Annotated in this window: 23 protein-coding genes and 1 tRNA gene; 14 read left to right on the plus strand and 10 right to left on the minus strand. The window is 55.7% G+C overall.

Features of this window, described 5'->3' with window-relative positions; all coding sequences use genetic code 11:
- Positions 1-25 precede the first annotated feature (25 nt).
- The 4 genes from AB5Z05_RS20010 (at position 26) to AB5Z05_RS20025 (ending at position 2789) form a co-directional block, all read left to right on the plus strand.
- Positions 26-586 (plus strand): Sua5/YciO/YrdC/YwlC family protein, encoded by a 561-nt coding sequence (locus AB5Z05_RS20010; protein ID WP_005357519.1) that lies wholly within the window; start codon positions 26-28, stop codon positions 584-586.
- 112 nt (positions 587-698) lie between these two features.
- Positions 699-1607, plus strand: coding sequence for an oxygen-dependent coproporphyrinogen oxidase (hemF, locus tag AB5Z05_RS20015; RefSeq protein WP_368152863.1), 909 nt, complete (start codon positions 699-701; stop codon positions 1605-1607).
- A 103-nt stretch (positions 1608-1710) separates the two neighbouring features.
- Positions 1711-2532 carry a shikimate dehydrogenase gene (aroE, locus tag AB5Z05_RS20020; protein ID WP_368152864.1) on the plus strand — a complete coding sequence of 274 codons (822 nt, stop codon included), beginning with the start codon at positions 1711-1713 and terminating at the stop codon, positions 2530-2532.
- Positions 2529-2789, plus strand: a complete 261-nt coding sequence (locus AB5Z05_RS20025) for a DUF1488 domain-containing protein (RefSeq protein ID WP_330125136.1) — start codon at positions 2529-2531, stop codon at positions 2787-2789. The genes aroE and AB5Z05_RS20025 overlap by 4 nt, the downstream gene beginning before the upstream one ends.
- A gap of 777 nt (positions 2790-3566) precedes the next feature.
- Here AB5Z05_RS20025 and yihA read toward each other — a convergent pair.
- Positions 3567-4223 (minus strand): ribosome biogenesis GTP-binding protein YihA/YsxC, encoded by a 657-nt coding sequence (gene yihA / locus AB5Z05_RS20030; protein ID WP_330125137.1) that lies wholly within the window; start codon positions 4221-4223, stop codon positions 3567-3569.
- 142 nt (positions 4224-4365) lie between these two features.
- Between yihA and AB5Z05_RS20035 the strand changes: the two genes are divergently transcribed.
- From AB5Z05_RS20035 to hemN, 4 genes are all read left to right on the plus strand, one after another.
- Positions 4366-4983, plus strand: a complete 618-nt coding sequence (locus tag AB5Z05_RS20035) for a cytochrome c (protein ID WP_005339710.1) — start codon at positions 4366-4368, stop codon at positions 4981-4983.
- Positions 4984-5819: 836 nt separating this feature from the next.
- Complete coding sequence (yihI, locus tag AB5Z05_RS20040) at positions 5820-6398, plus strand: Der GTPase-activating protein YihI (RefSeq protein ID WP_368152865.1); 579 nt, start codon at positions 5820-5822, stop codon at positions 6396-6398.
- An 11-nt stretch (positions 6399-6409) separates the two neighbouring features.
- Positions 6410-6850 carry a DUF2489 domain-containing protein gene (locus tag AB5Z05_RS20045; RefSeq protein WP_076492627.1) on the plus strand — a complete coding sequence of 147 codons (441 nt, stop codon included), beginning with the start codon at positions 6410-6412 and terminating at the stop codon, positions 6848-6850.
- Between the two features lie 31 nt (positions 6851-6881).
- Entirely contained in the window at positions 6882-8255 is a 1374-nt protein-coding gene (gene hemN / locus AB5Z05_RS20050) for an oxygen-independent coproporphyrinogen III oxidase (protein ID WP_368152866.1), read from the plus strand.
- A gap of 737 nt (positions 8256-8992) precedes the next feature.
- Here hemN and AB5Z05_RS20055 read toward each other — a convergent pair.
- The 3 genes from AB5Z05_RS20055 to AB5Z05_RS20065 all read right to left on the minus strand — a co-directional run bounded on the left by AB5Z05_RS20055 (position 8993) and on the right by AB5Z05_RS20065 (position 10284).
- A complete protein-coding gene (locus AB5Z05_RS20055) occupies positions 8993-9361 on the minus strand; it encodes a hypothetical protein (protein WP_005339715.1) in 369 nt (122 codons plus the stop codon).
- A 1-nt stretch (position 9362) separates the two neighbouring features.
- Positions 9363-10010, minus strand: a complete 648-nt coding sequence (locus tag AB5Z05_RS20060) for an AAA family ATPase (protein WP_005339716.1) — start codon at positions 10008-10010, stop codon at positions 9363-9365.
- Positions 10011-10107: 97 nt separating this feature from the next.
- Positions 10108-10284: a hypothetical protein gene (locus AB5Z05_RS20065; protein WP_005339717.1), complete on the minus strand. Its 177-nt coding sequence runs from the start codon at positions 10282-10284 to the stop codon at positions 10108-10110.
- 747 nt (positions 10285-11031) lie between these two features.
- On the opposite strand from AB5Z05_RS20065, the gene arcA reads away from it, so the two are divergent.
- The 4 genes from arcA to AB5Z05_RS20085 all read left to right on the plus strand — a co-directional run bounded on the left by arcA (position 11032) and on the right by AB5Z05_RS20085 (position 15853).
- Positions 11032-12252, plus strand: a complete 1221-nt coding sequence (gene arcA, locus AB5Z05_RS20070) for an arginine deiminase (RefSeq protein WP_278169983.1) — start codon at positions 11032-11034, stop codon at positions 12250-12252.
- 62 nt (positions 12253-12314) lie between these two features.
- Positions 12315-13241 (plus strand): carbamate kinase, encoded by a 927-nt coding sequence (gene arcC, locus AB5Z05_RS20075; RefSeq protein WP_368152867.1) that lies wholly within the window; start codon positions 12315-12317, stop codon positions 13239-13241.
- 77 nt (positions 13242-13318) lie between these two features.
- Positions 13319-14323, plus strand: coding sequence for an ornithine carbamoyltransferase (argF, locus tag AB5Z05_RS20080; protein ID WP_005339721.1), 1005 nt, complete (start codon positions 13319-13321; stop codon positions 14321-14323).
- Positions 14324-14446: 123 nt separating this feature from the next.
- A complete protein-coding gene (locus tag AB5Z05_RS20085; protein WP_005339725.1) occupies positions 14447-15853 on the plus strand; it encodes a YfcC family protein in 1407 nt (468 codons plus the stop codon).
- Between the two features lie 132 nt (positions 15854-15985).
- Here the strand turns inward: AB5Z05_RS20085 and AB5Z05_RS20090 are convergent, their stop codons facing one another.
- The 5 genes from AB5Z05_RS20090 to AB5Z05_RS20110 all read right to left on the minus strand — a co-directional run bounded on the left by AB5Z05_RS20090 (position 15986) and on the right by AB5Z05_RS20110 (position 18895).
- Complete coding sequence (locus tag AB5Z05_RS20090) at positions 15986-16477, minus strand: arginine repressor (RefSeq protein WP_005339728.1); 492 nt, start codon at positions 16475-16477, stop codon at positions 15986-15988.
- A 200-nt stretch (positions 16478-16677) separates the two neighbouring features.
- Positions 16678-17142 carry an aspartate carbamoyltransferase regulatory subunit gene (gene pyrI / locus AB5Z05_RS20095; protein WP_005339730.1) on the minus strand — a complete coding sequence of 155 codons (465 nt, stop codon included), beginning with the start codon at positions 17140-17142 and terminating at the stop codon, positions 16678-16680.
- Positions 17143-17157: 15 nt separating this feature from the next.
- A complete protein-coding gene (pyrB, locus tag AB5Z05_RS20100; protein WP_005339735.1) occupies positions 17158-18078 on the minus strand; it encodes an aspartate carbamoyltransferase in 921 nt (306 codons plus the stop codon).
- On the minus strand, positions 18059-18253 hold the full coding sequence (locus AB5Z05_RS20105; protein WP_013724188.1) for a hypothetical protein: 195 nt from the start codon (positions 18251-18253) through the stop codon (positions 18059-18061). Before AB5Z05_RS20105 ends, pyrB begins: the two co-directional genes overlap by 20 nt.
- 99 nt (positions 18254-18352) lie before the next feature.
- Positions 18353-18895 carry a hypothetical protein gene (locus AB5Z05_RS20110; protein WP_113740326.1) on the minus strand — a complete coding sequence of 181 codons (543 nt, stop codon included), beginning with the start codon at positions 18893-18895 and terminating at the stop codon, positions 18353-18355.
- Between the two features lie 201 nt (positions 18896-19096).
- Here AB5Z05_RS20110 and AB5Z05_RS20115 point away from each other — a divergent pair.
- A tRNA-Trp gene (locus AB5Z05_RS20115) sits at positions 19097-19173 on the plus strand.
- Between the two features lie 145 nt (positions 19174-19318).
- On the opposite strand, the gene AB5Z05_RS20120 is transcribed toward AB5Z05_RS20115, so the two are convergent.
- Positions 19319-20191: a LysR family transcriptional regulator gene (locus tag AB5Z05_RS20120; RefSeq protein ID WP_368152868.1), complete on the minus strand. Its 873-nt coding sequence runs from the start codon at positions 20189-20191 to the stop codon at positions 19319-19321.
- Positions 20192-20291: 100 nt separating this feature from the next.
- Between AB5Z05_RS20120 and AB5Z05_RS20125 the strand changes: the two genes are divergently transcribed.
- Positions 20292-20789 carry a lactoylglutathione lyase family protein gene (locus AB5Z05_RS20125; protein WP_005339743.1) on the plus strand — a complete coding sequence of 166 codons (498 nt, stop codon included), beginning with the start codon at positions 20292-20294 and terminating at the stop codon, positions 20787-20789.
- Positions 20790-20898 lie beyond the last annotated feature (109 nt).

Raw genomic sequence — 20898 nt, forward strand, 5'->3', positions numbered from 1 at the left:
GCAGCCTGGCTGCCGCATTTTTCCTATGCCAAATGAATTTGAACAGGCGGTTGCTGCTCTCCAACAGGAAGGGGTGATTGCCTATGCGACCGAGGCCGTGTTTGGTCTGGGGTGTGATCCCGACTCCGAAGTTGCGGTGCAGCGACTGCTGGCCATCAAACAGCGTCCGGTAGAGAAAGGGTTGATCCTGATTGCTGCCGACGTGGCGCAATTACAGGATTACATCGATCTGAGTCAGCTTAGCGGTGAGCAACTGGCTCGGGTTGAAGCCAGCTGGCCCGGTCCTTTTACCTGGATCATGCCTGCCCGTGCAACGACGCCGGCCTGGCTGACCGGGCAGTTCGAGACCCTCGCGGTACGCGTGACGGCTCATCCTCAGGTGCAGGCGTTGTGTCGCGCCTTTGGCAAGCCGCTGGTCTCTACCAGCGCCAACCTGACCGGTGAGGAGCCTGCCCGTCGGGTGGCCGATATCGGTGAGCGGCTGGCAAGCAAGTTAGCCTATATCCTGCCCGGTGAAGTGGGTGGTCAAGCTAACCCGTCCGAGATCAAGGACGCCCGAACCGGAGCCATTATTCGCCCCTCCTGAGCAGGCGGATACGTCATGATTTGCTATCAATCCGCTGAGCGGTGAGCTCATCGGATTGATTTAACTATAAAAATGGACAGGGCGTTCACGATCCTGCCTGACTGGAGACAAGATGAGCAAACCGGATGTGGCCCAGGTCAAGGCCTTCCTGTTGCAGTTGCAGGACGAGATCTGCCGTGGTCTGGAGCAGGCCGACGGCAGTGGACACTTTGTGGAAGATACCTGGAGCCGTGAAGGCGGTGGCGGTGGTCGCACCCGTGTGCTGCGCCACGGCGCGGTGATCGAGCAGGGGGGCGTCAACTTCTCCCATGTCTATGGCGATGCCATGCCTGCCTCTGCTACAGCCCATCGGCCCGAGTTGGCCGGTCGCAAGTTCGAGGCGATGGGCGTGTCGCTGGTGATCCATCCGCACAACCCCTATGTGCCGACCAGCCACGCCAACGTCCGTTTCTTCATCGCCGAGAAAGAGGGTGAAGAGCCCATTTGGTGGTTTGGCGGTGGCTTCGATTTGACGCCCTTCTACCCGTTTGCCGAGGATGTGCAGCACTGGCATCAGGTCTCCCATGATCTCTGCCAGCCCTTTGGTGATGAGATCTACCCCGAGTTCAAATCCTGGTGCGATCGCTACTTCTTCCTCAAGCATCGCAACGAGACGCGAGGGGTGGGCGGCCTCTTCTTCGACGATCTGAATCGCTGGCCTTTTGCCGACTGCTTTGCCTTTATGCAGGCGGTAGGTCGGGGATATCTTGATGCTTACCTGCCGATCATCGAACGACGCAAGGCGCTGCCCTATGGCGAGCGGGAGCGGGAGTTCCAGCTCTATCGTCGCGGCCGTTATGTGGAGTTCAATCTGGTGTATGACCGTGGCACCCTGTTCGGGCTGCAGACCGGCGGACGTACCGAGTCGATCCTGATGTCGATGCCACCGCTGGCACGTTGGGAGTATGACTGGCAGCCGGAGGCGGGCACTCCTGAAGCCTTGCTCTACACCGATTACCTAACGCCGCGAGAGTGGCTGTGACCAGAGGGACCATGATGGTCCCTTTTTACTGGCCGTTATTCGGCTTGTTCCCGAGTGCGAAAACCCGTTAAATCGGAATATTGCCCTCTGATGGAACTCTTTGATGGATCGTTATCTGGTTTTTGGCCACCCGGTGCGCCACAGCAAGTCCCCCTTCATTCACACCCTGTTTGCCAGACAAACCCAGCAAGAGCTGGAGTATGGGCTGGCTGAACCCGCCGTCGACGAGTTTGCCCAAGCCCTGTGCACCTTCTTTGACCAAGGGGGCAAGGGCTGTAACGTCACTGTGCCGTTCAAGGAGCAGGCATTCGCGCTGGTTGATCGGTTGAGCCCAAGGGCCAAGCGGGCGGGCGCGGTCAATACCATCAAGCTGACCGATGATGGCGTGTTGCTGGGGGATAATACCGATGGCGCCGGATTGGTCGCCGATCTCAAGTCCCATGGTGTGACGCTGGCGGATAGCCGGATCCTGCTGCTGGGGGCCGGTGGCGCGGCTCGTGGTGCATTGGCGCCGCTGCTGGCTGAGTTGCCGAGCGAGCTGGTGATCGCCAACCGCACCCACACAAAAGCGCAACAGTTGGCTGCCGAATTCCACGATCTGGGGCCTGTGACTGCCCAGACCTATGAGCAGTTGGCAGGGCCATTCGATCTCGTCATCAACTCTACCTCCGCCAGCCTGCAAGGGGAGCTGCCGCCGTTGGCCCCTGCCCTGATCCACACTGATATTGCCATCTACGACATGATGTATAGCGCCTCGGATACGGCGTTTATCAGTTGGGCCAAACAGCATGGGGCCAGTCAAACCATGGATGGACTCGGCATGCTGGTGGAGCAGGCCGCCGAAGCGTTTACCGTGTGGCGCGGAATTCGTCCCGGGACTAAACAGGTATTGAGAGAGCTGAAGCGTAACTTGGGGGTGATATGAACCAGGGTATTCTGTTTCCCGATCTGGTCGAGTGGCAGGCTGACGAACAGCGGGTGCGTTTTCCTGCCCAGCGGATGGGGGCGCTGATAGATTGTTACATCAGCCTGCGGCGACTGGAGAGAATGACAGGTCTGGCGCTGACGAGGGAGGATGATATTGTCAGAGCCTTCGAAAGTGTACGTTTTGATATTGAAGACATGGCTGAAAAACTCATTGAAGAACAAGAGTTTGCTGAAGATGGCGCTATCTATCTCTGATTTTTCAAAGTTTTTTTGTTTTGTAGCGGAACTACTTTGAAATGGCGCTGACTAACTAGATAGTTGAGGAAGTGCTAGCTAGTCACCTTTATAACTCCCCGGTATTCGTACTGGGGATTTTTTTATCTACATGAAAATAAAAGATTTTTTATCAATCTGTAAGTTGTGAAACTAAATTACATAAATTACTTTCACTTTCTGCTGCTTTGCTGTACAGTTGTCTGCGTAGGGTACAGAGGTAAGATGTTCTATCTTTCAGACCTTTTATTTCACGTAATTGAATGTGGCTGAATAGCTGCCCCGATGAGGTTCTCGTCGGGGTGTTTTTTTATGCGTGCAATTTAGAGTAAATGCTTTAAATTGGCGATGCATTTGATAGAATGAGGCTGCTTCTTGAGGAATACCTGTCGTCTGGTACTCAAGATTCAGCTTCTTCCCAATTTTTTGAACTTATTATTTCAGGCTGGATGGCATCACTGTCGTCCGGCCTCATTTTTATCCCTTTTAGTTAGATCTTGTAATTAAATTTCATTTTTGTCTCTTTTTGTAATTCTGGTTCGTTTTGAAAGAACGAATTTGAAAACGCTATCAACGTCTCCTGAAGTTAATTTCTAATGTGAATTAACTACCTATCTATATGAAATGTAAGCTGTATTGGATATGGCAGGGGGGGGCGAATGCAGGGTGTTTGTTGTGAGGCAGGTGAAAGCGGCAATCTGAAACCCTTTCAATCAGCGGAGGAGTGCTCCGCCAATTGCAAGGAGAGCGAGGAGTAGATTACTCCTCGACAGGTTGCTGTTCGTCAGCGTTCAGCAGGTCGGTATCGTCACCACTGACGTACCATTCGGTCAGGGTTTGCGCCAGCTTCTCCACACCGATATTGGTGAGAGAGGAGAATGCTTCGACCTGGATCTGGGAACCAAGGTTGGCAACGGCCTGGCGCACCTTGATCACCTGGTTGTTGCGCGGGCCGGGGCTCAATTTGTCAGCCTTGGTCAGCAGCAGCATGACGGGCAACTGACGGTGCGAGCTCCACTCCAGCATGTTCATGTCGGTATCTTTGAGCGGGTGGCGGATGTCCATCAGGATCACCAGACCTTTCAATGACTCACGGCGCTGCAGATACTCTGCCAGTGACTTTTGCCACTTGAGCTTCATTTCCAGCGGAACTTGCGCATAACCATAACCCGGCAAGTCGACCAGACGCTTGCCCGGTTCCAGCTCAAACAGGTTGATCAGCTGGGTACGACCAGGTGTCTTACTGGTGCGCGCTAGGTTCTTGTGTTTGGTTAAGGTGTTCAATGCAGATGACTTACCGGCGTTGGAACGGCCGGCAAACGCGATCTCGACACCCCCATCATTTGGCAGGTGACGGATGTCGGGTGCGCTGGTCACAAAATGCACCTTATTGAAATTCAGAGTTTGTGTATCCAACGTAAATTCCCCATGGAGATAGAGGGTTATAGAGTTACTTTTTTGTAAAATGGTGTAAAATAGCGTCGCTTAAACGCGTTTATTTTAACATGCCTTCAGCGGCATGGGATCTGGAAGCCTAATAACGAAAAGTTGGAACGCCATGAAGAACCTAGTCATTACTCTTGCTCTGATGGTTGGCGTAACGGGGATGGCACAAGCCAAGGGCGATGCCGCTGCGGGACAGACCAAGGCTGCCGTTTGTGCGGCTTGTCATGGACCGGACGGAAACAGCCTGGTTGATATGTACCCCAAAATTGCTGGTCAGCACGCATCATATATCAAAAAGCAGTTAGTTGAACTGAAGGCTGCCGCTTCTGGTCAAATTGGCCGGGTTGCGCCAGTGATGGGGCCGATGGCGTTACCTTTGTCGGAACAGGACATGGATGACCTGGCGGCTTATTTCTCCAGCCTGAAGGTTACCCCTATCGCTGTCCCTGACGACGTGGTCGAAGCGGGCAAGGCGCTCTATATGGGTGGTGACATGAGTCGCGGTCTGGCAGCTTGTACGGCTTGCCATGGTCCCCGTGGCTCGGGTGTCGAACAGGCGAAGTATCCCAACCTGTCCGGCCAGCATCCTGCCTATATCAAAGCTCAGCTCACCGCATTCCGTGCCGGCACGCGTGACAACGATCCGAATGGAATGATGCGGGACGTTGCCAAGAAACTGACTGATCAGGATATCGAAGCCCTCTCCAAATATGTGGCGGGCCTGCACTGATATAGTCGATACGGTTGATTTGAGTTGAAACGGGGAGCTTGGGCTCCCCGTTGTTTTTATGGCTTTCAGATAATTCTCGGTTTAATCCCCCCGTTCTGTAAGAGATCTCCCATTCTCAAGGCAGGCCAAGGCTCATAAAATTGCATAAAATATTAAATAATCATTATTTATCAACAGATTATATAAATATTGATATTTTTCGACATGTTGAGAATGTTTTGAGTGGATTGAGCCGCTTTATAGAGTTGGTACAGTAGGCTTAATGGATTCACCCACGGATTGGGTGGCGGTTTCACGACAGGGTGTTGTGAGCAGAGGACGGCTGGCGTGGCGGGATGCCATGGGCTCGGATGAGCTGGCAAAGGATTGAAGGATCAGGATGGTGACCATCTCCGGAGCGGGATGGGGTTGCGGGATGCAGACTCCCCGGCACGATGGCAGGATGCGGTCGAGACGGGTCAAACAGGCACACGCACATTCAGGAACGACCAATATAAGGTCAGGATGACCACACAACGATATGATGCGGCGACAAGTTGTCACGGAGAGGACGAAACAGATTGTTTTGCCATTCAGGATGACGCACGCATGAACATATCAAGGCAGCTTCGGCTGCCTTTTTTCTTTTGGGTCATTAACCCGATTAGCCATTCTGTGTCAAAATACCAGCAACATGCCCAGAGGATACCGATCCTGCGGTGTTCAGTGGCCTGATTGGGCCTGATTGGTGCGGGATCCTGCTCTTGTTCCAGCCTTACTGTTCCTCGCATCGTATCCCACCGGGTGAGATCATCCCGGGTACGGGTCAAACCAGTTATTTTCGGAGTTAGCCATTCATGTCTGCCAAACAACCCACTCGCAAGCCTACTGGCAAGCGCAAAGAATCTGATGTCAGTGCTCAGGAAGGCCGTGAGCGTAAACGGGCTGCCAAGCGAAAGGGCCTGAAGGCTGGTTCTCGTCAGCAAGTTGAACAGCCGAAGAACAAGTCTGGCAACAGCCAGTCCAAAGATCCGCGTATCGGTTCCCGCAAGCCGGTAGTTCTGGTGGTGGATGACAAACAGAAGAAGCCGGCAGCACCCAAGGCGGTGAAAGAGAAGAAGCTGGTGATGACGCCCGAGCAGGAGCTGGCTTCCATCGAAAACGATGACCACTTGAATGATCTGCTGGATCGTCTTGATGCCGGTGAAACCCTGGAAGCGGCCGAGCAGGCCTGGGTTGATCAGCGTGTCGACCGTTATCAGGAGCTGATGGATGAGCTGGGCATCATCGACAATGACGATGATGAAGATGACGATCTGCCGTTTGATGATGCCGAGTTCGACGAGCAGAAACCGGCCTCCGAAGAGGAGCTGTGGGACCGTTTCAACCAGGTCGATTTCAAGCCGGAACCCAAGCCTGAGCCGAAGAAAAAGTGATGAGTGGATGGATGCTGGCCGCCCTGTTGGGCGGCCTGATTTTGTCAGGGTTGGCCATCTATGCAGGCATGCTGCTGGCCAGACTGAGACGACAGCAAGCGATGCAGTTGCAGGCTATTACAGCTCGCAATGAACGAATTCTGGAGAGCGTGCGGGTCATTGCCCATGCGGTGCAGGAGGGGCAGTGCGATTACTCCGAAGGCGCCATTCGGCTGACCAATCTGCTGGATGCGTTGCAGATCAAGGGGGGGCGGGCGTTCGTTGCCGAGTTCCCGGGTCTGTACGGGCTGTATGAGAAGGTGAAAGATATGCCGACTCATGAGGCCAGACGCGCCCTCAAGCGCAATGAAGTGATGAAGATGGATCTCGAACGCAGCGGCTACGAGGCCGAGCTGGAAGCTCAGATCCTCAAGGATGTGGCCCAGCTGAAGGATTTTCAGTTAGGTCGGTGAGCCAACAATAACAACAAGAGAGGAAGCGAGCGTGCAAGCAGAACAGATTGTGTGGGATCAGGCCCTGATCGAAAAATATAACTACAGTGGCCCGCGATACACCTCTTATCCCACTGCGCTGGAGTTCAACGAGAGCTTCGGCTATCCGGATTTTGTCCGTGCTGCCGGTCAGTATCCCGAGCGCAATCTGTCGCTCTACGTGCACATCCCTTTCTGTCACAAGCTCTGCTACTACTGCGGCTGCAACAAGGTCATTACCCGTCATCAGCACAAGGCTGACGAGTATCTCGACTACCTGGAGCAGGAGATCAAGGCGCAAGCCCCGCTCTTCAAGCGCCGTCTGGTCACCCAGCTGCACTGGGGTGGCGGTACACCCACCTATCTGGATGAAGCGCAAACGCGCCGCCTGATGGCCATGCTGCGTGAGCACTTCCATTTCGCCGAAGAGGGGGAGTTCAGCATCGAGGTCGATCCGCGCGAGATTGCCATTACCATGCTGGATGTGCTGCGAGACGTCGGCTTCAACCGCATCAGCCTTGGGGTGCAGGACTTCAACAAGGATGTGCAGGTTGCGGTCAACCGCGAGCAGGACAACGACTTTATTAAAGCCATGTTGGAACGGGCCCGTGAACTTGGCTTCCGCTCGACCAACCTCGACCTTATCTATGGCCTGCCGCATCAGGATCGTGCCAGCTTCCACCATACGCTGGAAGAGGTGCTCAAGACGGATCCGGCGCGCCTCTCCATCTTCAACTATGCCCATCTGCCGAGCCGCTTTGCCGCCCAGCGCAAGTTGAAAGAGGTGGATATGCCTGCGCCGCAGGAGAAACTGGCCATGCTGCAGGACACCATCGCCTTCCTCACCGGTCAGGGTTACCAGTTCATCGGCATGGACCATTTTGCCAAACCCGATGACGAACTGGCGGTCGCGCAGCGCGAGGGCAAGCTGCACCGCAACTTCCAGGGCTATACCACTCAAGGTGATTGCGATCTGCTGGGGCTGGGTGTCTCCTCCATCAGCATGATCGGTGATGCCTACTCCCAGAACCAGAAAGAGCTCAAGACCTATTACGCACAGGTTGCAGAGCTGGGTCATGCCCAGTGGAAAGGCTGCTCGCTCAATCAGGATGACTTGATCCGCCGTGAGGTGATCAAGCGGCTCATCTGTGATTTCCGTCTGAACTTTGCCGCTGTCGAACAGGCGCACGGGCTCAATTTCAGAGAGTATTTTGCCGACGATCTCAAGCTGCTGCAGACCTTCATCAACGATGGATTGGTGCGTATGACGGAGGATGGTCTGGAGGTCTCTTCCACGGGGCAGCTGCTGATCCGCAATATCTGCATGTGTTTCGACGTGTACTTGCGCAACAAGGCACGCCAGCAACAGTTCTCTCGCGTGATATAAGCTTATTTGCCGATTAGAAAACAGAGAAGGGCGCTATCTTGGCGCCCCTTTCATATGTATTTTTGCTCAAGCAGCGCGTCGGGAAGGTTCTGGTAAGAAGTCTCTGCGCTGAGGCAAGCAATTGAGAGCCAAGCAAGGGGACGGTGAAATGCAGATAAAAAGATGGGGGCGACTTGCGTCGCCCCCGGTAGTCGTATCGCTCAGATCCTTGAACGAAGTTGCTCCCTGCAATCCCTGACTGTTTACCTCTTCCTTTAGGTTTCCCCTTCCCAATCCTTTGGGGTGTCCTTTAGCCATCTTGGCCTGACGAGTCATCCTGTCCCGTCGCACTTTCTCCGTCCTGGGAGGTGTCCTTTACCACATCCTGTGGTGAGTCCATTTGCCCAACCCTGGCAGCCAGTCTTCCTGACCGACTTCATTGCGTCCGTGCATGAGTAACTATAAGGATTTTCTAACCGGCTACAACGCCAGATTGGAAAACGTTTTTGTCATTAGCTATTTCGAAAGTGATGAGTTTCTATTTATTCATTTATAAACAGCTAGTTAAGTTTATCACCTTCATATTTTAAGATCTTATCTTCCGATTATCTCGGGGATCTTTTCGGCTGTTGGCTTACATATGGAATGGCAGATCTCTTACAGCGCGTTTTGGTTGCTTCAGAAACAGATTTTGCAGTCTGATGATGGTCATTCGGGGTGAGTTGGCGAGGCACACAAAGAGCGGTTGAATGGAGAAATTATGAGCGCTGGTTGAGCCGCTCATAGATGGTCTGGCGCTCTTCAGGAGTCAGCGAAGAGAAGTAATGGGTAAAGAGGCGCAGCAACAGGGACTTGTTCATGCCATCTTGCTGGGTCAGATTACCCAGTTCGTCGATGGCCACCGTGCTCATGGAGAAGGTGGCTTTTTTGTAGCTGGGCTTCAGGTGCTCGCCACTCTCGATAAAGGCCAACGCCGACAAGGCCTCATCACGATGCAGGCCCAGTTCGAGGCTGACCACCTTGGGTTTGCCCTTGGCGTAGAACTCCGCATCTTCGATAAATTCGTCGACGGTGAACTTCTTCTGGTGATGCAACTGGTGCTTTTTCTTCAAATCGGCCAGACCCATCTCACACCCCCACTTGCAGGAACTCTTTGGCGATGGCCCGGATCTCTTCGGCGGATTTGCCATCCGGCTCGATCTCCATCACTGATAGTCCCTTCTCTTCGCTGTCGTCATAGACGTTGCGGCCATAGGTGATGGCATTCAGGACGTCGACACCGAACGAGGAGCAAACCTCTTTCGCTTCCAGAATGCGTTTTACCTGATTGGGCAGGGCGGGGCACTGGGTCAGCACTACGGCTGCATTGAGGGTCGGATTGACCATCTTGCAGGTAGTGATGAGATCTTCCATGTGGGGTAGGGTCTTGAGGTCGCGGCGTTTCGGACGCAAGGGGATCAGGGCGTGGGTGGCGACAGCCATAGTGGAGCGCAGTGCCCGGTTGTCTTGCCCGCCGCAATCGACGATGACGTAGTCGTAGCGGTTTTTCAGGCTGAGCAGGTCGTTGCGAATATTGCCATAGAGCTGTACGCAGTTGATTTGTGGCAGCTCCGGGTTGTCATTGCGCTCCTGAATCCAGTCAGAGGTGGTGCGCTGCGGGTCGCAGTCGACCAGTAACACCTCCCCCTGAAATTGGGATCTGAGGTAGACCGCCAGATTTTGTGCCAGGCAGCTCTTGCCACTCCCCCCCTTCTCTCCACCGACCAACAAGATCATGACGTTCCCCTATCCATGAGAAAACCGCTGATTTCAGTATAGGAGGGGGCTGTCTCATCACAAGGCGAGAGGAGTGATGCTCCTCTCGTTGTTTCGACTAGTAATGAACGCTGCCTCCCTGCCAGCGGCAGACATAGTCAGGCACCAGCATCTGGGGGGCCTTGTCGACATGGCATACCACCATGGGCATGGCAGGGGCTCCTTCAGCCTGACTGAGGGTGGGGAGCGCAGAGAGCAGCAAAGTCGCGAGCAACAGCATGGGTTTCATTTTCATAACAACTCCTTGGTAGTGCCATTCCTGTGTGATCTGGATCACTTTCTGAGTTAAGTCGAGGTTGGCGCCAGCGCAAGGTGAGACGAATAAATTCAATTAATGAAAAAAGTATCAAAAGGCGTTGTGGTGACCGACGAGGATGGCTGCCCACCTTGATGCGGACTTTGTGCATATTAAGTTGAACTGCACAAAGAGGTGATGACTTATAAGGCCGAACCTGATGGGGTTGGCATCAATGCCATGATCTGGAACAAGAAAAGATTTATGCAGTGAATATGGTAGATGTGAGTATTTATTTCTCCCGCGTTCCTCCCGTCACGGCGATGTATTCAATACCTGGGGAGTAATATTCAAATTCTATTTGTAAAGTTATTTACAGTAATGATTTTTAACGGTTTTTGTTATTTGCATTTAATCACTCCAGTGAACTGGCATGAATAAAAAATGAATCAATCTGAAATATAGCAGAGTGGTTTTGCATGGTTATTCGGTTTGCCTTGTGTGGAAAATGCGCAATTTGTTACCGGGGTCATAGATTGGATGGTGAATATATTCAGTTCTGAGTGAATGTGATCAATCTCTAAGTTTGCAGTGATTGGCAGGTCTAACCTCGCTCTCGAAAGGCAAGGGCAGGATAGAACATAAGCCGATTACCCTACATAAAGAATATCCCGCCTTAGCCACGAGCATGAATAGAAGGAATCTATTCAATCACTCGCAGGGACCACTGCTAGACGGAATATAATCATGAGCAAATTTTATGTAGGTTCTGAAGTTGGCCAATTGCGCCGTGTCATGTTGCACCGCCCCAACCTCAGTCTGAAGCGTCTGACTCCTTCCAACTGCCAGGATCTGCTGTTCGATGACGTCCTGTCTGTTGAACGTGCCGGTCAGGAGCACGACAAATTCGCTCAGGTACTGCGCGATCAGAATGTCGAAGTTTTCCTGCTGACCAATCTGCTGGCCGAAACACTTGATGTGCCGGAAGCCAAAACCTGGCTGCTGCAACACCAGGTCTCCGACTACCGCCTCGGCTCTTCTTTTGCCAACGACGTGCGCTGCTTCCTGGCTGACATGCCGCACCGCGAGCTGGCCCGCATTCTCTCCGGCGGCCTGACCTACTCCGAGATGCCCTACAGCGGCGTCAACATGGTAGTAGGCATGCACGCACCGACCGATTTCATCATCGAGCCGCTGCCCAACCACCTCTTTACCCGCGACACCTCCTGCTGGGTTTACGGTGGCGTTTCCATCAACCCGATGGCCAAGGCCGCTCGTCGTCGTGAGACCAACCATGTGAAGGCCATCTACCGCTGGCACCCGCAGTTCGCCGGTCAGGACTTCATCAAATACTTCGGTGATGAAGATCGCGATTACGACAACTCCACCATCGAGGGTGGCGACGTGCTGGTCATCGGCCGCGGTGCTGTGCTGATCGGCATGTCCGAGCGCACCACCCCGCAAGGTGTCGAACACCTGGCTCGCAGCCTGTTCAAACACGGTCAGGCCAAGCAGGTCATCGCCATGGAGCTGCCGAAACACCGCAGCTGCATGCACCTGGATACCGTGATGACTCACATGGATATCGACACCTTCTCCGTCTATCCGGAAGTGATCCGCAAGGATGTGCAGTGCTGGAGCCTGACTCCGGGCGGCGCCACCGGCATGAACATCAAGGAAGAGGGTTACTTCGTCACCGCTATCGAGAAAGCACTGGGCGTGGATCAGCTGAAGATCATCACCACTGGTGGTGACAGCTTCGAAGCCGAGCGCGAGCAGTGGAACGATGCCAACAACGTGCTGACCGTACGTCCCGGCGTGGTGGTGGGTTACGAGCGCAATACCTACACCAATGAGAAATATGACAAGGCCGGTATCACAGTTCTCTCCATCCCGGGTGATGAACTGGGCCGTGGCCGCGGCGGCGCCCGCTGCATGAGCTGCCCGATGGAACGCGACAGCATCTGATGAGACGGCGTGGCGCCGGCAGAGGCTGGCGCCACACAGAACCAAACTCGAGATTAACCACTATGAAAAAACCAACTGTCGTCGTCGCTCTGGGTGGCAATGCACTGCTCCGTCGTGGTGAGCCACTGGAAGCGGATATCCAGCGCAAGAACATCGCAACTGCCGCCAAGACCATCGCCCTGATCGCTCAGGAGTACAACGTGGTGCTGGTGCATGGCAACGGCCCGCAAGTCGGCCTGCTGGCCCTGCAAAACAGCGCCTACACCAAGGTATCCCCCTATCCGCTGGATGTGCTGGGTGCCGAGTCTCAGGGCATGATCGGCTACATGCTGATCCAGGAGCTGAAAAACCTGATGCCGAGCCGCAACGTCACCGCGCTGCTGACTCAGGTGCAGGTCGATCCCGAGGATCCAGCATTCGCCAACCCGACCAAATTTATCGGCCCCGTCTACGAAGAGGCTGAAGCCCGCGCCCTGGCAGAAGAGAAGCACTGGGTGGTCAAGGCTGACGGCAAGTTCTTCCGCCGCGTAGTGCCGTCCCCGCTGCCCCAGCGCATCGTCGAAGGCGACGCCATCGAAACCCTGATTGCCCAGGGCCACCTCATCATCTGTACCGGTGGTGGTGGTATCCCGGTGACCTGGGATGGCCAGAGCCTGACCGGTATCGAAGCCGTCATCGACAAAGACATGTCTGCCGCCTATCTGGCCAAGCAGATCAAGGCCGACGCCCTGCTGATCCTGACCGATGCCGATGCCGTCTATCTGGATTGGGGCAAACCGACCCAGCGTCCGCTGCGAGTCACCAGCCCGGACGAGCTGGCCGGGGTCAAGTTCGATGCAGGTTCCATGGGACCAAAAGTCGAAGCCTCCTGTGAATTTGTCAAAGCGACCGGCGGCATGGTCGGCATCGGCTCGCTGGAAGATGGCCTCGCCATCCTCAAGGGTGAAGCCGGCACCAATATCGTCGCCACCCGCACCGTACATGCGTAATTACCGATATCTGTACTGAGAATGCGTAGTCAACACTACTGCCCTAACTGGTCTGAAACATATAGAGAGAACTCATCATGGCTTTTAATCTGCGTAACCGTAACTTCCTGAAACTGCTGGACTTCACCCCGCGCGAAATCCAATACATGATCGATCTGGCCATCGACCTGAAGAAAGCCAAATACGGTGGCTACGAGCGCAAGCATCTGGTCGGCAAGAACATCGCCCTGATTTTCGAGAAGACCTCCACCCGTACCCGTTGTGCGTTTGAAGTAGCGGCCTTCGACCAGGGCGCTCAGGTCTCCTACCTTGGCCCAAGCGGTTCCCAAATCGGTCACAAGGAGTCCATGAAGGACACCGCCCGTGTACTGGGCCGCATGTATGACGGTATCGAATACCGCGGCTACGGTCAGGAGATCGTGGAAGAGCTGGGGGCCTACGCCGGTGTTCCGGTCTGGAACGGCCTGACCAACGAATTCCACCCGACCCAGATCCTGGCCGATTTCATGACCATGCTGGAGCACGGCAAGGGCAAGCGTCTGGATCAAATCAAGTTCGCCTACCTGGGTGATGCCCGCAACAACATGGGTAACTCCCTGATGGTCGGCGCCGCCAAAATGGGCATGGACATCCGTCTGGTCGCGCCGAAAGCCTTCTGGCCGGAAGAGGAGTTGGTTGCCAAGTGCCGCCTGATCGCCGAAGAGACCGGCGCACGCATCACCCTGACCGAAGATGTGAAAGAGGGTGTGCTGGGTGCGGACTTCCTCTACACCGACGTCTGGGTATCCATGGGTGAAGCGAAAGAAGCCTGGGATCAGCGCGTCAAACTGATGACCCCGTATCAGGTCAACATGGATGTCATCAACGCCACCAAGAATCCTGATGTGAAGTTCATGCACTGCCTGCCGGCGTTCCACAACGACGAGACCACCATGGGCAAGGAAGTTGCTGACAAATATGGCATGAAAGGCCTGGAAGTGACCGAGGACGTGTTCGAATCCGAGCACAGCATCGTGTTCGACGAGGCCGAAAACCGGATGCACACCATCAAGGCAGTGATGGTTGCTACGCTGGGCGACTAAGGTCGCAGTAGTGGTGCCGGGGGGCGACCCCCGGCTTTTCGACCATGTGACAGCGGCATAATACCTCTAACCCTACAACCCGCAGCCTGCATGGATACCACACCCACAGAAGGAAGCTGGACCATGACCAAATTCAAGTTCCCGTCAGCCTACACGATACTGTTTGTGCTGATCGCCCTGGTGGCCGCCCTGAGCTGGATAGTGCCGGCCGGCAAATACGAGATGACCATGAACGAAGCCCTCGGCAAAGAAGTGCCGGTGGCGGGTACCTACAAACTGGTGGAGGGGAATCCCCAGGGGATCGTCGACGTGCTGCTGGCACCTATCGATGGCCTCTACAACCACGACACCTATGAGGCAGGTGCCATCGACGTCTCCCTCTTTATCCTGATCATCGGTGGTTTTCTTGGCATTGTGACCAAGACAGGTGCCATCGATGCCGGTATCGAACGTGTGACCGACCGTCTGCGTGGCCGTGAAGAGTGGATGATCCCGATCTTGATGGCGCTGTTCGCCGCAGGCGGCACCATCTACGGCATGGCCGAAGAGTCGCTGCCTTTCTACACCCTGCTGGTGCCGGTGATGATGGCCGCCCGCTTCGACCCTGTGGTGGCAGCGGCAACCGTATTGCTGGGGGCCGGTATCGGTACTCTCGGTTCCACCATCAACCCGTTTGCCACCGTTATTGCGGCCAACGCCGCCGGTATCTCCTTCACCGACGGTATCTGGCTGCGCGTCGCCATGCTGGTCGCTGGCTGGCTGCTCTGCGTTGCCTACGTCATGCGTTACGCCAAGATGGTGCGCAGCGATCCGAGCAAATCTCTGGTGGCTGACAAGTGGGAAGAGAACCGTGCCCACTTCCTCGGCAACAAGAGCGACCAGATGCTGGAGTTCACCCTGACCCGTAAAATCGTGCTGGGTATCTTCGTCGCCGCCTTTGCCGTGATGATCTATGGTGTGGCCGTGCTGGGCTGGTGGATGGCGCAGATCTCCGGTGTGTTCCTGGCTGCCGCTATCATCGTTGGTCTCATCTCCCGCATGAGCGAGGAGGAGTTGACCTCCAACTTTATCGACGGTGCTCGCGACCTGCTGGGTGTGGCGCTGATCATCGGTATCGCCCGCGGTATCGTGGTGGTAATGGATAACGGTATGATCACTCACACCATTTTGCACAGTGCAGAAGGGATCGTGACCGGCCTCTCCACCATCGTCTTTATCAACGTGATGTTCGTGCTGGAAGTGGTGCTCTCCTTCCTGGTGCCGTCCTCCTCCGGTCTGGCCGTACTGACCATGCCGATCATGGCGCCGCTGGCCGACTTCGCCAACGTGGGCCGCGATCTGGTGGTGACTGCTTACCAGTCTGCCTCCGGTCTGGTGAACCTGGTGACCCCGACCTCCGCCGTGGTCATGGGCGGTCTGGCCATCGCCAAGGTGCCTTATGTGCGCTGGCTGAAGTGGGTGGCTCCGTTGCTCGGTATCCTGACCGTGTTGATCGTGGTCTGCCTGAGCCTGGGGGCCGTGCTCTCCTGAGGGATAACAAGCAAGATGAAACGGGAGCCTGCGGGCTCCCGTTTTTTATGGGCGCAAGAAGTGATGGGCACAAAGTAGCAGGTAACAAAAAGGCGACCCGCAGGTCGCCTCGATGTATTTAGGGGAAATAGCTTAGCGGGCCTGCGCCAGTGTACGCACTACGGCGGCGTGGGCCTGACGGGTGCGGCTGATGTGGCGCGGCGCGACCAGCACCACGTCATTGCCCGCGACGGCGCCCATGATCTCGGGATTGGCGTTGCGATCCAGCAGGCGAGCCACCACGGTGGCGGCCCCCGGAGTGGTGTGGATCAGCACCATCTGCTGGTTGTGTACCACTTCGCGCACCATGTCGTGGATCGAGCGGGTACTGCCGGCGGGCTCCAGCTGCTCATCGACTAGGGTGTAGACCTTCTTGCCGTTGGCATTCTGCGCCTTGGCAACGCCGAGGCGGCGCAACAGGCGGGAGATGGTGGACTGGCTGATGTCGGCAAAGCCGCGCTCCGACAGCTCGCGGCGGATCTCTTCCTGGGTGCTGTAGCAGTGCTGACCGATGATCTGGCGACAGGCATCCAGCTGGGCCAGATCGGGCTCTTGGGCAACGGGACGACTGAGGGTTTTGACCACGGCGAATTCCTTTGATGATGACCGGAGGTAAACGCGCGATATTTGCCATAGTAGTCAGTTATCAGGCAAAAACACTGATAATCCATCTATATGCAGGGAATGAGCGGGCATTACCATCTTGCGATGGCAAATTATAGCTGACTGGAAATTCGGTGATGTGACAGGGTTCAAAAATGGGCCCCGCGGGGCCCAATCAGATATCAGTAACGCTCGCTGACGATGTCCTGAGTGAAGGACTTCTCGCAATATTTGCACTTCATCCGCACCACGCCTTTCACTTCGCGCACCCGGAAGTAGCTGTCCACCGGCTCGTTGTGGGAGATGCAGTTGGAGTTGGGACAGTGGAACACCCCGGCAATGAACTCCGGCAACTCCAACTGGTGCTTCTTCACCACATTGAAGTCTTCAATGATGTTGACGGTCGCTTTCGGGGCGAACAGCGCCAACTGGTTGGCTTGTTGCTCGGTCAGACGGGTGTTCTCAATCTTGATGAGATCCTTCTTGCCCAGCGCGCCGGATTTCAGGTTGAAGCCGACGGTGATCCGCTCCTGGGTTTCGACCAGCTGGAACAGCTTGAGGATCTTGATGCCCTGGCCAGCGGGGATGTGATCGATGACGGAGCCGTGACGGATGGCTTCGACTTGCAGTTGGTTCTTGTCAGACATGATATTCCCCTAAACTCAGACAGTTTCGTTCAGTACCAGTGCCAGCAGCGCCTGGCGTGCATAGACCCCGTTCTCCGCCTGCTGGAAGTAGCAAGCGTGGGGGGTCTTGTCGACCGCCACATCGATCTCGTCGACGCGGGGCAGGGGATGCAGGATCTTCATGGTGGGCTTGGCCCCTTCCAGAGTCGCCAGCTCCAGAATGAACTTGGCGGCCATGTGCTTGTATTCGGTCTCGTCGAAGCGCTCTTTCTGGACGCGGGTCATGTAGAGGATGTCCAGCTCCGGCATCACCTCTTCCATGGTCTGGTGGACGCTGAACTGGATACCCTTCTCTTCCAGCTCTTCGCAGATGTAGTCCGGCATCGCCAGCGCTTCCGGGGAGATGAAGAAGAAGCGGCAGTTGAACAGGCTGAGGGCCTGGGCCAGCGAGTGCACGGTGCGGCCATATTTCAGGTCACCGACGAAGGCGACGTTGAGGTTGTCCAGACGGCCCTGGGTCTCATGGATGGTGAACAGGTCGAGCAGGGTCTGGCTCGGATGCTGGTTGGAGCCGTCGCCGCCGTTGATGACCGGCACGCGGGAGAACTCGGAGGCCAGACGGGCCGCGCCCTCTTTCGGGTGGCGCATCACCACCGCATCCGAGTAGGAACCGATGATCTTAATGGAGTCAGCCAGCGTCTCGCCTTTCTTGGCGCTGGTGTTGCCACCATCGGCGAAGCCGATGATGTTGCCGCCAAGGCGCTGTACCGCGGTCTCGAACGAGAGGCGGGTGCGGGTGGAGGCTTCGAAGAAGCAGCTGGCAACCAGCTTGTCTTTCAACAGGCTGGTGTCAGGTTCAGCCTTCAACCGTTGTGCGGTTGAGACTACCAGTTCCATTTCTGACCGGGTCAGGTCCGAAATGGAGATGACATGTTTCTTATAGAGTGGATTGGTCATCGTCTGCATTCCCTTTGACATCATTGGAGGTTTTTCGGGCACAAAAAAAAGCCCCTGAAACAGGGGCTTTTTTTAAAAATAACTGGGGATCGTTGGGGTGGGAACCGGAAACAACGGGGCCGCTCTGGTGCGCACCACCCGTCTGCAAGGCTGTTTTCTGAATCAAAAACTGCATCGTTTCGTCCCGACCTTTTTCAAAACCGGACAGATTATAGGGCCGCATTTTTAATTGTCAAAATTTTATTTCCGGTGCCAATTTCAGCATGAAAAACGTTTAAGTGGCGGAAACATGACGACAAATCCACACTCTGTGCGTCTCTTGCAGCGATTCCCCATCGCGGGCCATGGCGCGCAAATAACCGAGTCTGTGGTGTCCTTCCAGCAGGCAATAGGGGCGGGGCAGGGGATGACCGTTCGGGTAGCTGGCACCCTCCTCCGGCACCAGCACGATGACAGGTTCGGGCCAGGTGCCGTCGTTCAGCATCTTCTCGCCGAGCCAGGAGCGACGCACATAGCGGTTGCTGCGCAGCATCTCCCCCCAGCGCTCGATCACCTCCATATGGCGGGAGTCCACCTGATCCACCAGTTGCGCGGTGGGCCAGCTTTCACAGGTGAACTGATGGTTGGCGAGATCGATAAAGCTCCAGTTGGACTCAAAACCGCGCCAATGACGGTAAATCCACTGGGAAAGCACATTTTCAGGAATAAAGGGCACCAGCGGCGCGACCCGTTCAAGATAGGCGGGCAGGGACTCTGTTTTGCGTTCATCCCTGAAGTTGAGGGGCGCCAGTTGTTGGAGCAGTCGGTAATTGAGCATAAGTGGCCTCCCGGTACCTGATTTCACCCTACCCCCATTTATGTTCCATTCCTACCCCGGCAGGGCTGCAAATACAGCAAGTTATCCCGCTTTGCTGCACAAACAAGCGCGACTTGTTCGGGATTTGTGCAATCGCATCGAAAGCGTAAAAAAAGCCTTTACCTTTGATCTCCACTTTGTATACTACGCCTCGTTTGTTGCAGGGGCGTAGTTCCAATTGGTAGAACAGCGGTCTCCAAAACCGATGGTTGCGGGTTCGAGTCCTGCCGCCCCTGCCATTTTCAGAAAGGCCAGCTCATTGAGCTGGCCTTTCGCATTTCCGGCGTTCGCCAATTTATCCCTCTCTCCTTTCTCTTCTCCTTCTTGCCGTTAGCAGTCCGGTGACTGTGGCCACATTGATCTCGATGTCTGCCGCAAGAGTGTTCAATGTGCAGCAACCCGCTGTTTCAGGACGGTGACCAGCCGCTGGTGGCGGGCGGGGAGTGGCCACTCTGCGCGGTAGATCAGCCAGAGGGTGTCGATCACTTCAATGCTGCTCTGGATCACCCGGATCTTCTCCTGCTGGGCAAAGGCGGTGACGGCGAAGCGGGGCAGCACGGTAAAGCCGAGGCCACGGGCGACCGGCTCCAGGATCAGGCCGATCTGGTTGGTAAAGCCGCGCAGCGGGATCTCGTCAACGCGCTGGCCGGGGTAGCGTCGTCCCAACAGGCGTTGTGCCATACTGCGGCCATCCGGGTGGTCGATAAAGCCGAGCTGACAGAGGTGCTGCCAGCTCGGCTCCTTGCCATTGTTGGGCACCACCAGGCAGAGGGGTTCGCGGGCGAAAGGCTCGGCGGCGATGCTGGGGTGCTCCGGCGGTTGATCCACCAGTCCCAGATCGCTGCGCCCTGCCAGTATCGCCTGCACTATGTCGGGGGTGGGGGCAAAGCGGTGCTGGATGGTGAGTCCGGGGTGCTCCTGTTGCTGGTCGAGCAGCAGGGGATAGAGCAGCAGGCCGATGCTGCCGGGGGTGGACAGGGTGATGGCGCCGCGGTGAGGGTCATCGTCAGAGAGGCGCGCCCGCAGCTGTTCGGCGGCCTGCGCCTGCTGGCGGGCGAAGTCGAGCAGCACCAGCCCGCGCGGAGTGAGCTCCAGCTGACGAGGCTTGCGCAGCAGCAGGGTGCCAAATTCGGCCTCGAGGCGCGAGATATGCTGACTGACGGCGGCCTGGGTGAGATCCAGCCGCTCGGCGGCGCGGGTAAAACTGCCGGTTTCATGCACCACCACCAGGGTGTGGAGCCAGAGTGGATTAACCATAAATTTAATTTATGCCTTCCATTAGTTTGACCTTATTTTTCATTATGTCGCCCCTTCCTATCATGTCACCTGTTTTCCACACACAATTTCAAGGTGACGTATGACCTATCCACGCAACTTCTCCCATATCGGTATCACGGTGACTGACCTCGACAAAGCGGTCGAGTTCTATACCAAGGTGATGGGCTGGTATCTCATCATGCCGGCGACCACCATCACCGAGGATGACTCCGCCATCGGCGTGATGTGCAACGACGTGTTCGGTCCGGGCTGGGGTTCTTTTCGCATCGCCCACCTCTCTACCGGCGACAAGATCGGCATCGAGCTGTTCGAGTTCCCCAACAGCGAGCGCCGTGAGAACAACTTCGAATTCTGGAAGACCGGAGTGTTCCACTTCAGCGTGCAGGATCCGGATGTCGAGGGGCTGGCGGCGCGCATCGTCGCGGCGGGCGGCAAGCAGCGGATGCCGGTGCGTGAGTACTACCCGGGCGAGAAACCCTACCGCATGGTCTACATGGAAGATCCCTTCGGCAATATCGTCGAGATCTACAGCCACAGCTATGAGCTGACCTACTCCGCCGGTGCATATCAGGGGTAAGTGACAGGTCGCCTTCGGGCGGCCTGCTGCTTTGTTGTTACAAGAGTCAGTAGCATGGAATAGCGATCTGGTTCACACGAATAGCGCGTTCTGTTGTTGATAGATGGGA

Source organism: Aeromonas sp. R2-4, from assembly GCF_040908365.1.
Classification (GTDB): domain Bacteria; phylum Pseudomonadota; class Gammaproteobacteria; order Enterobacterales; family Aeromonadaceae; genus Aeromonas; species Aeromonas veronii.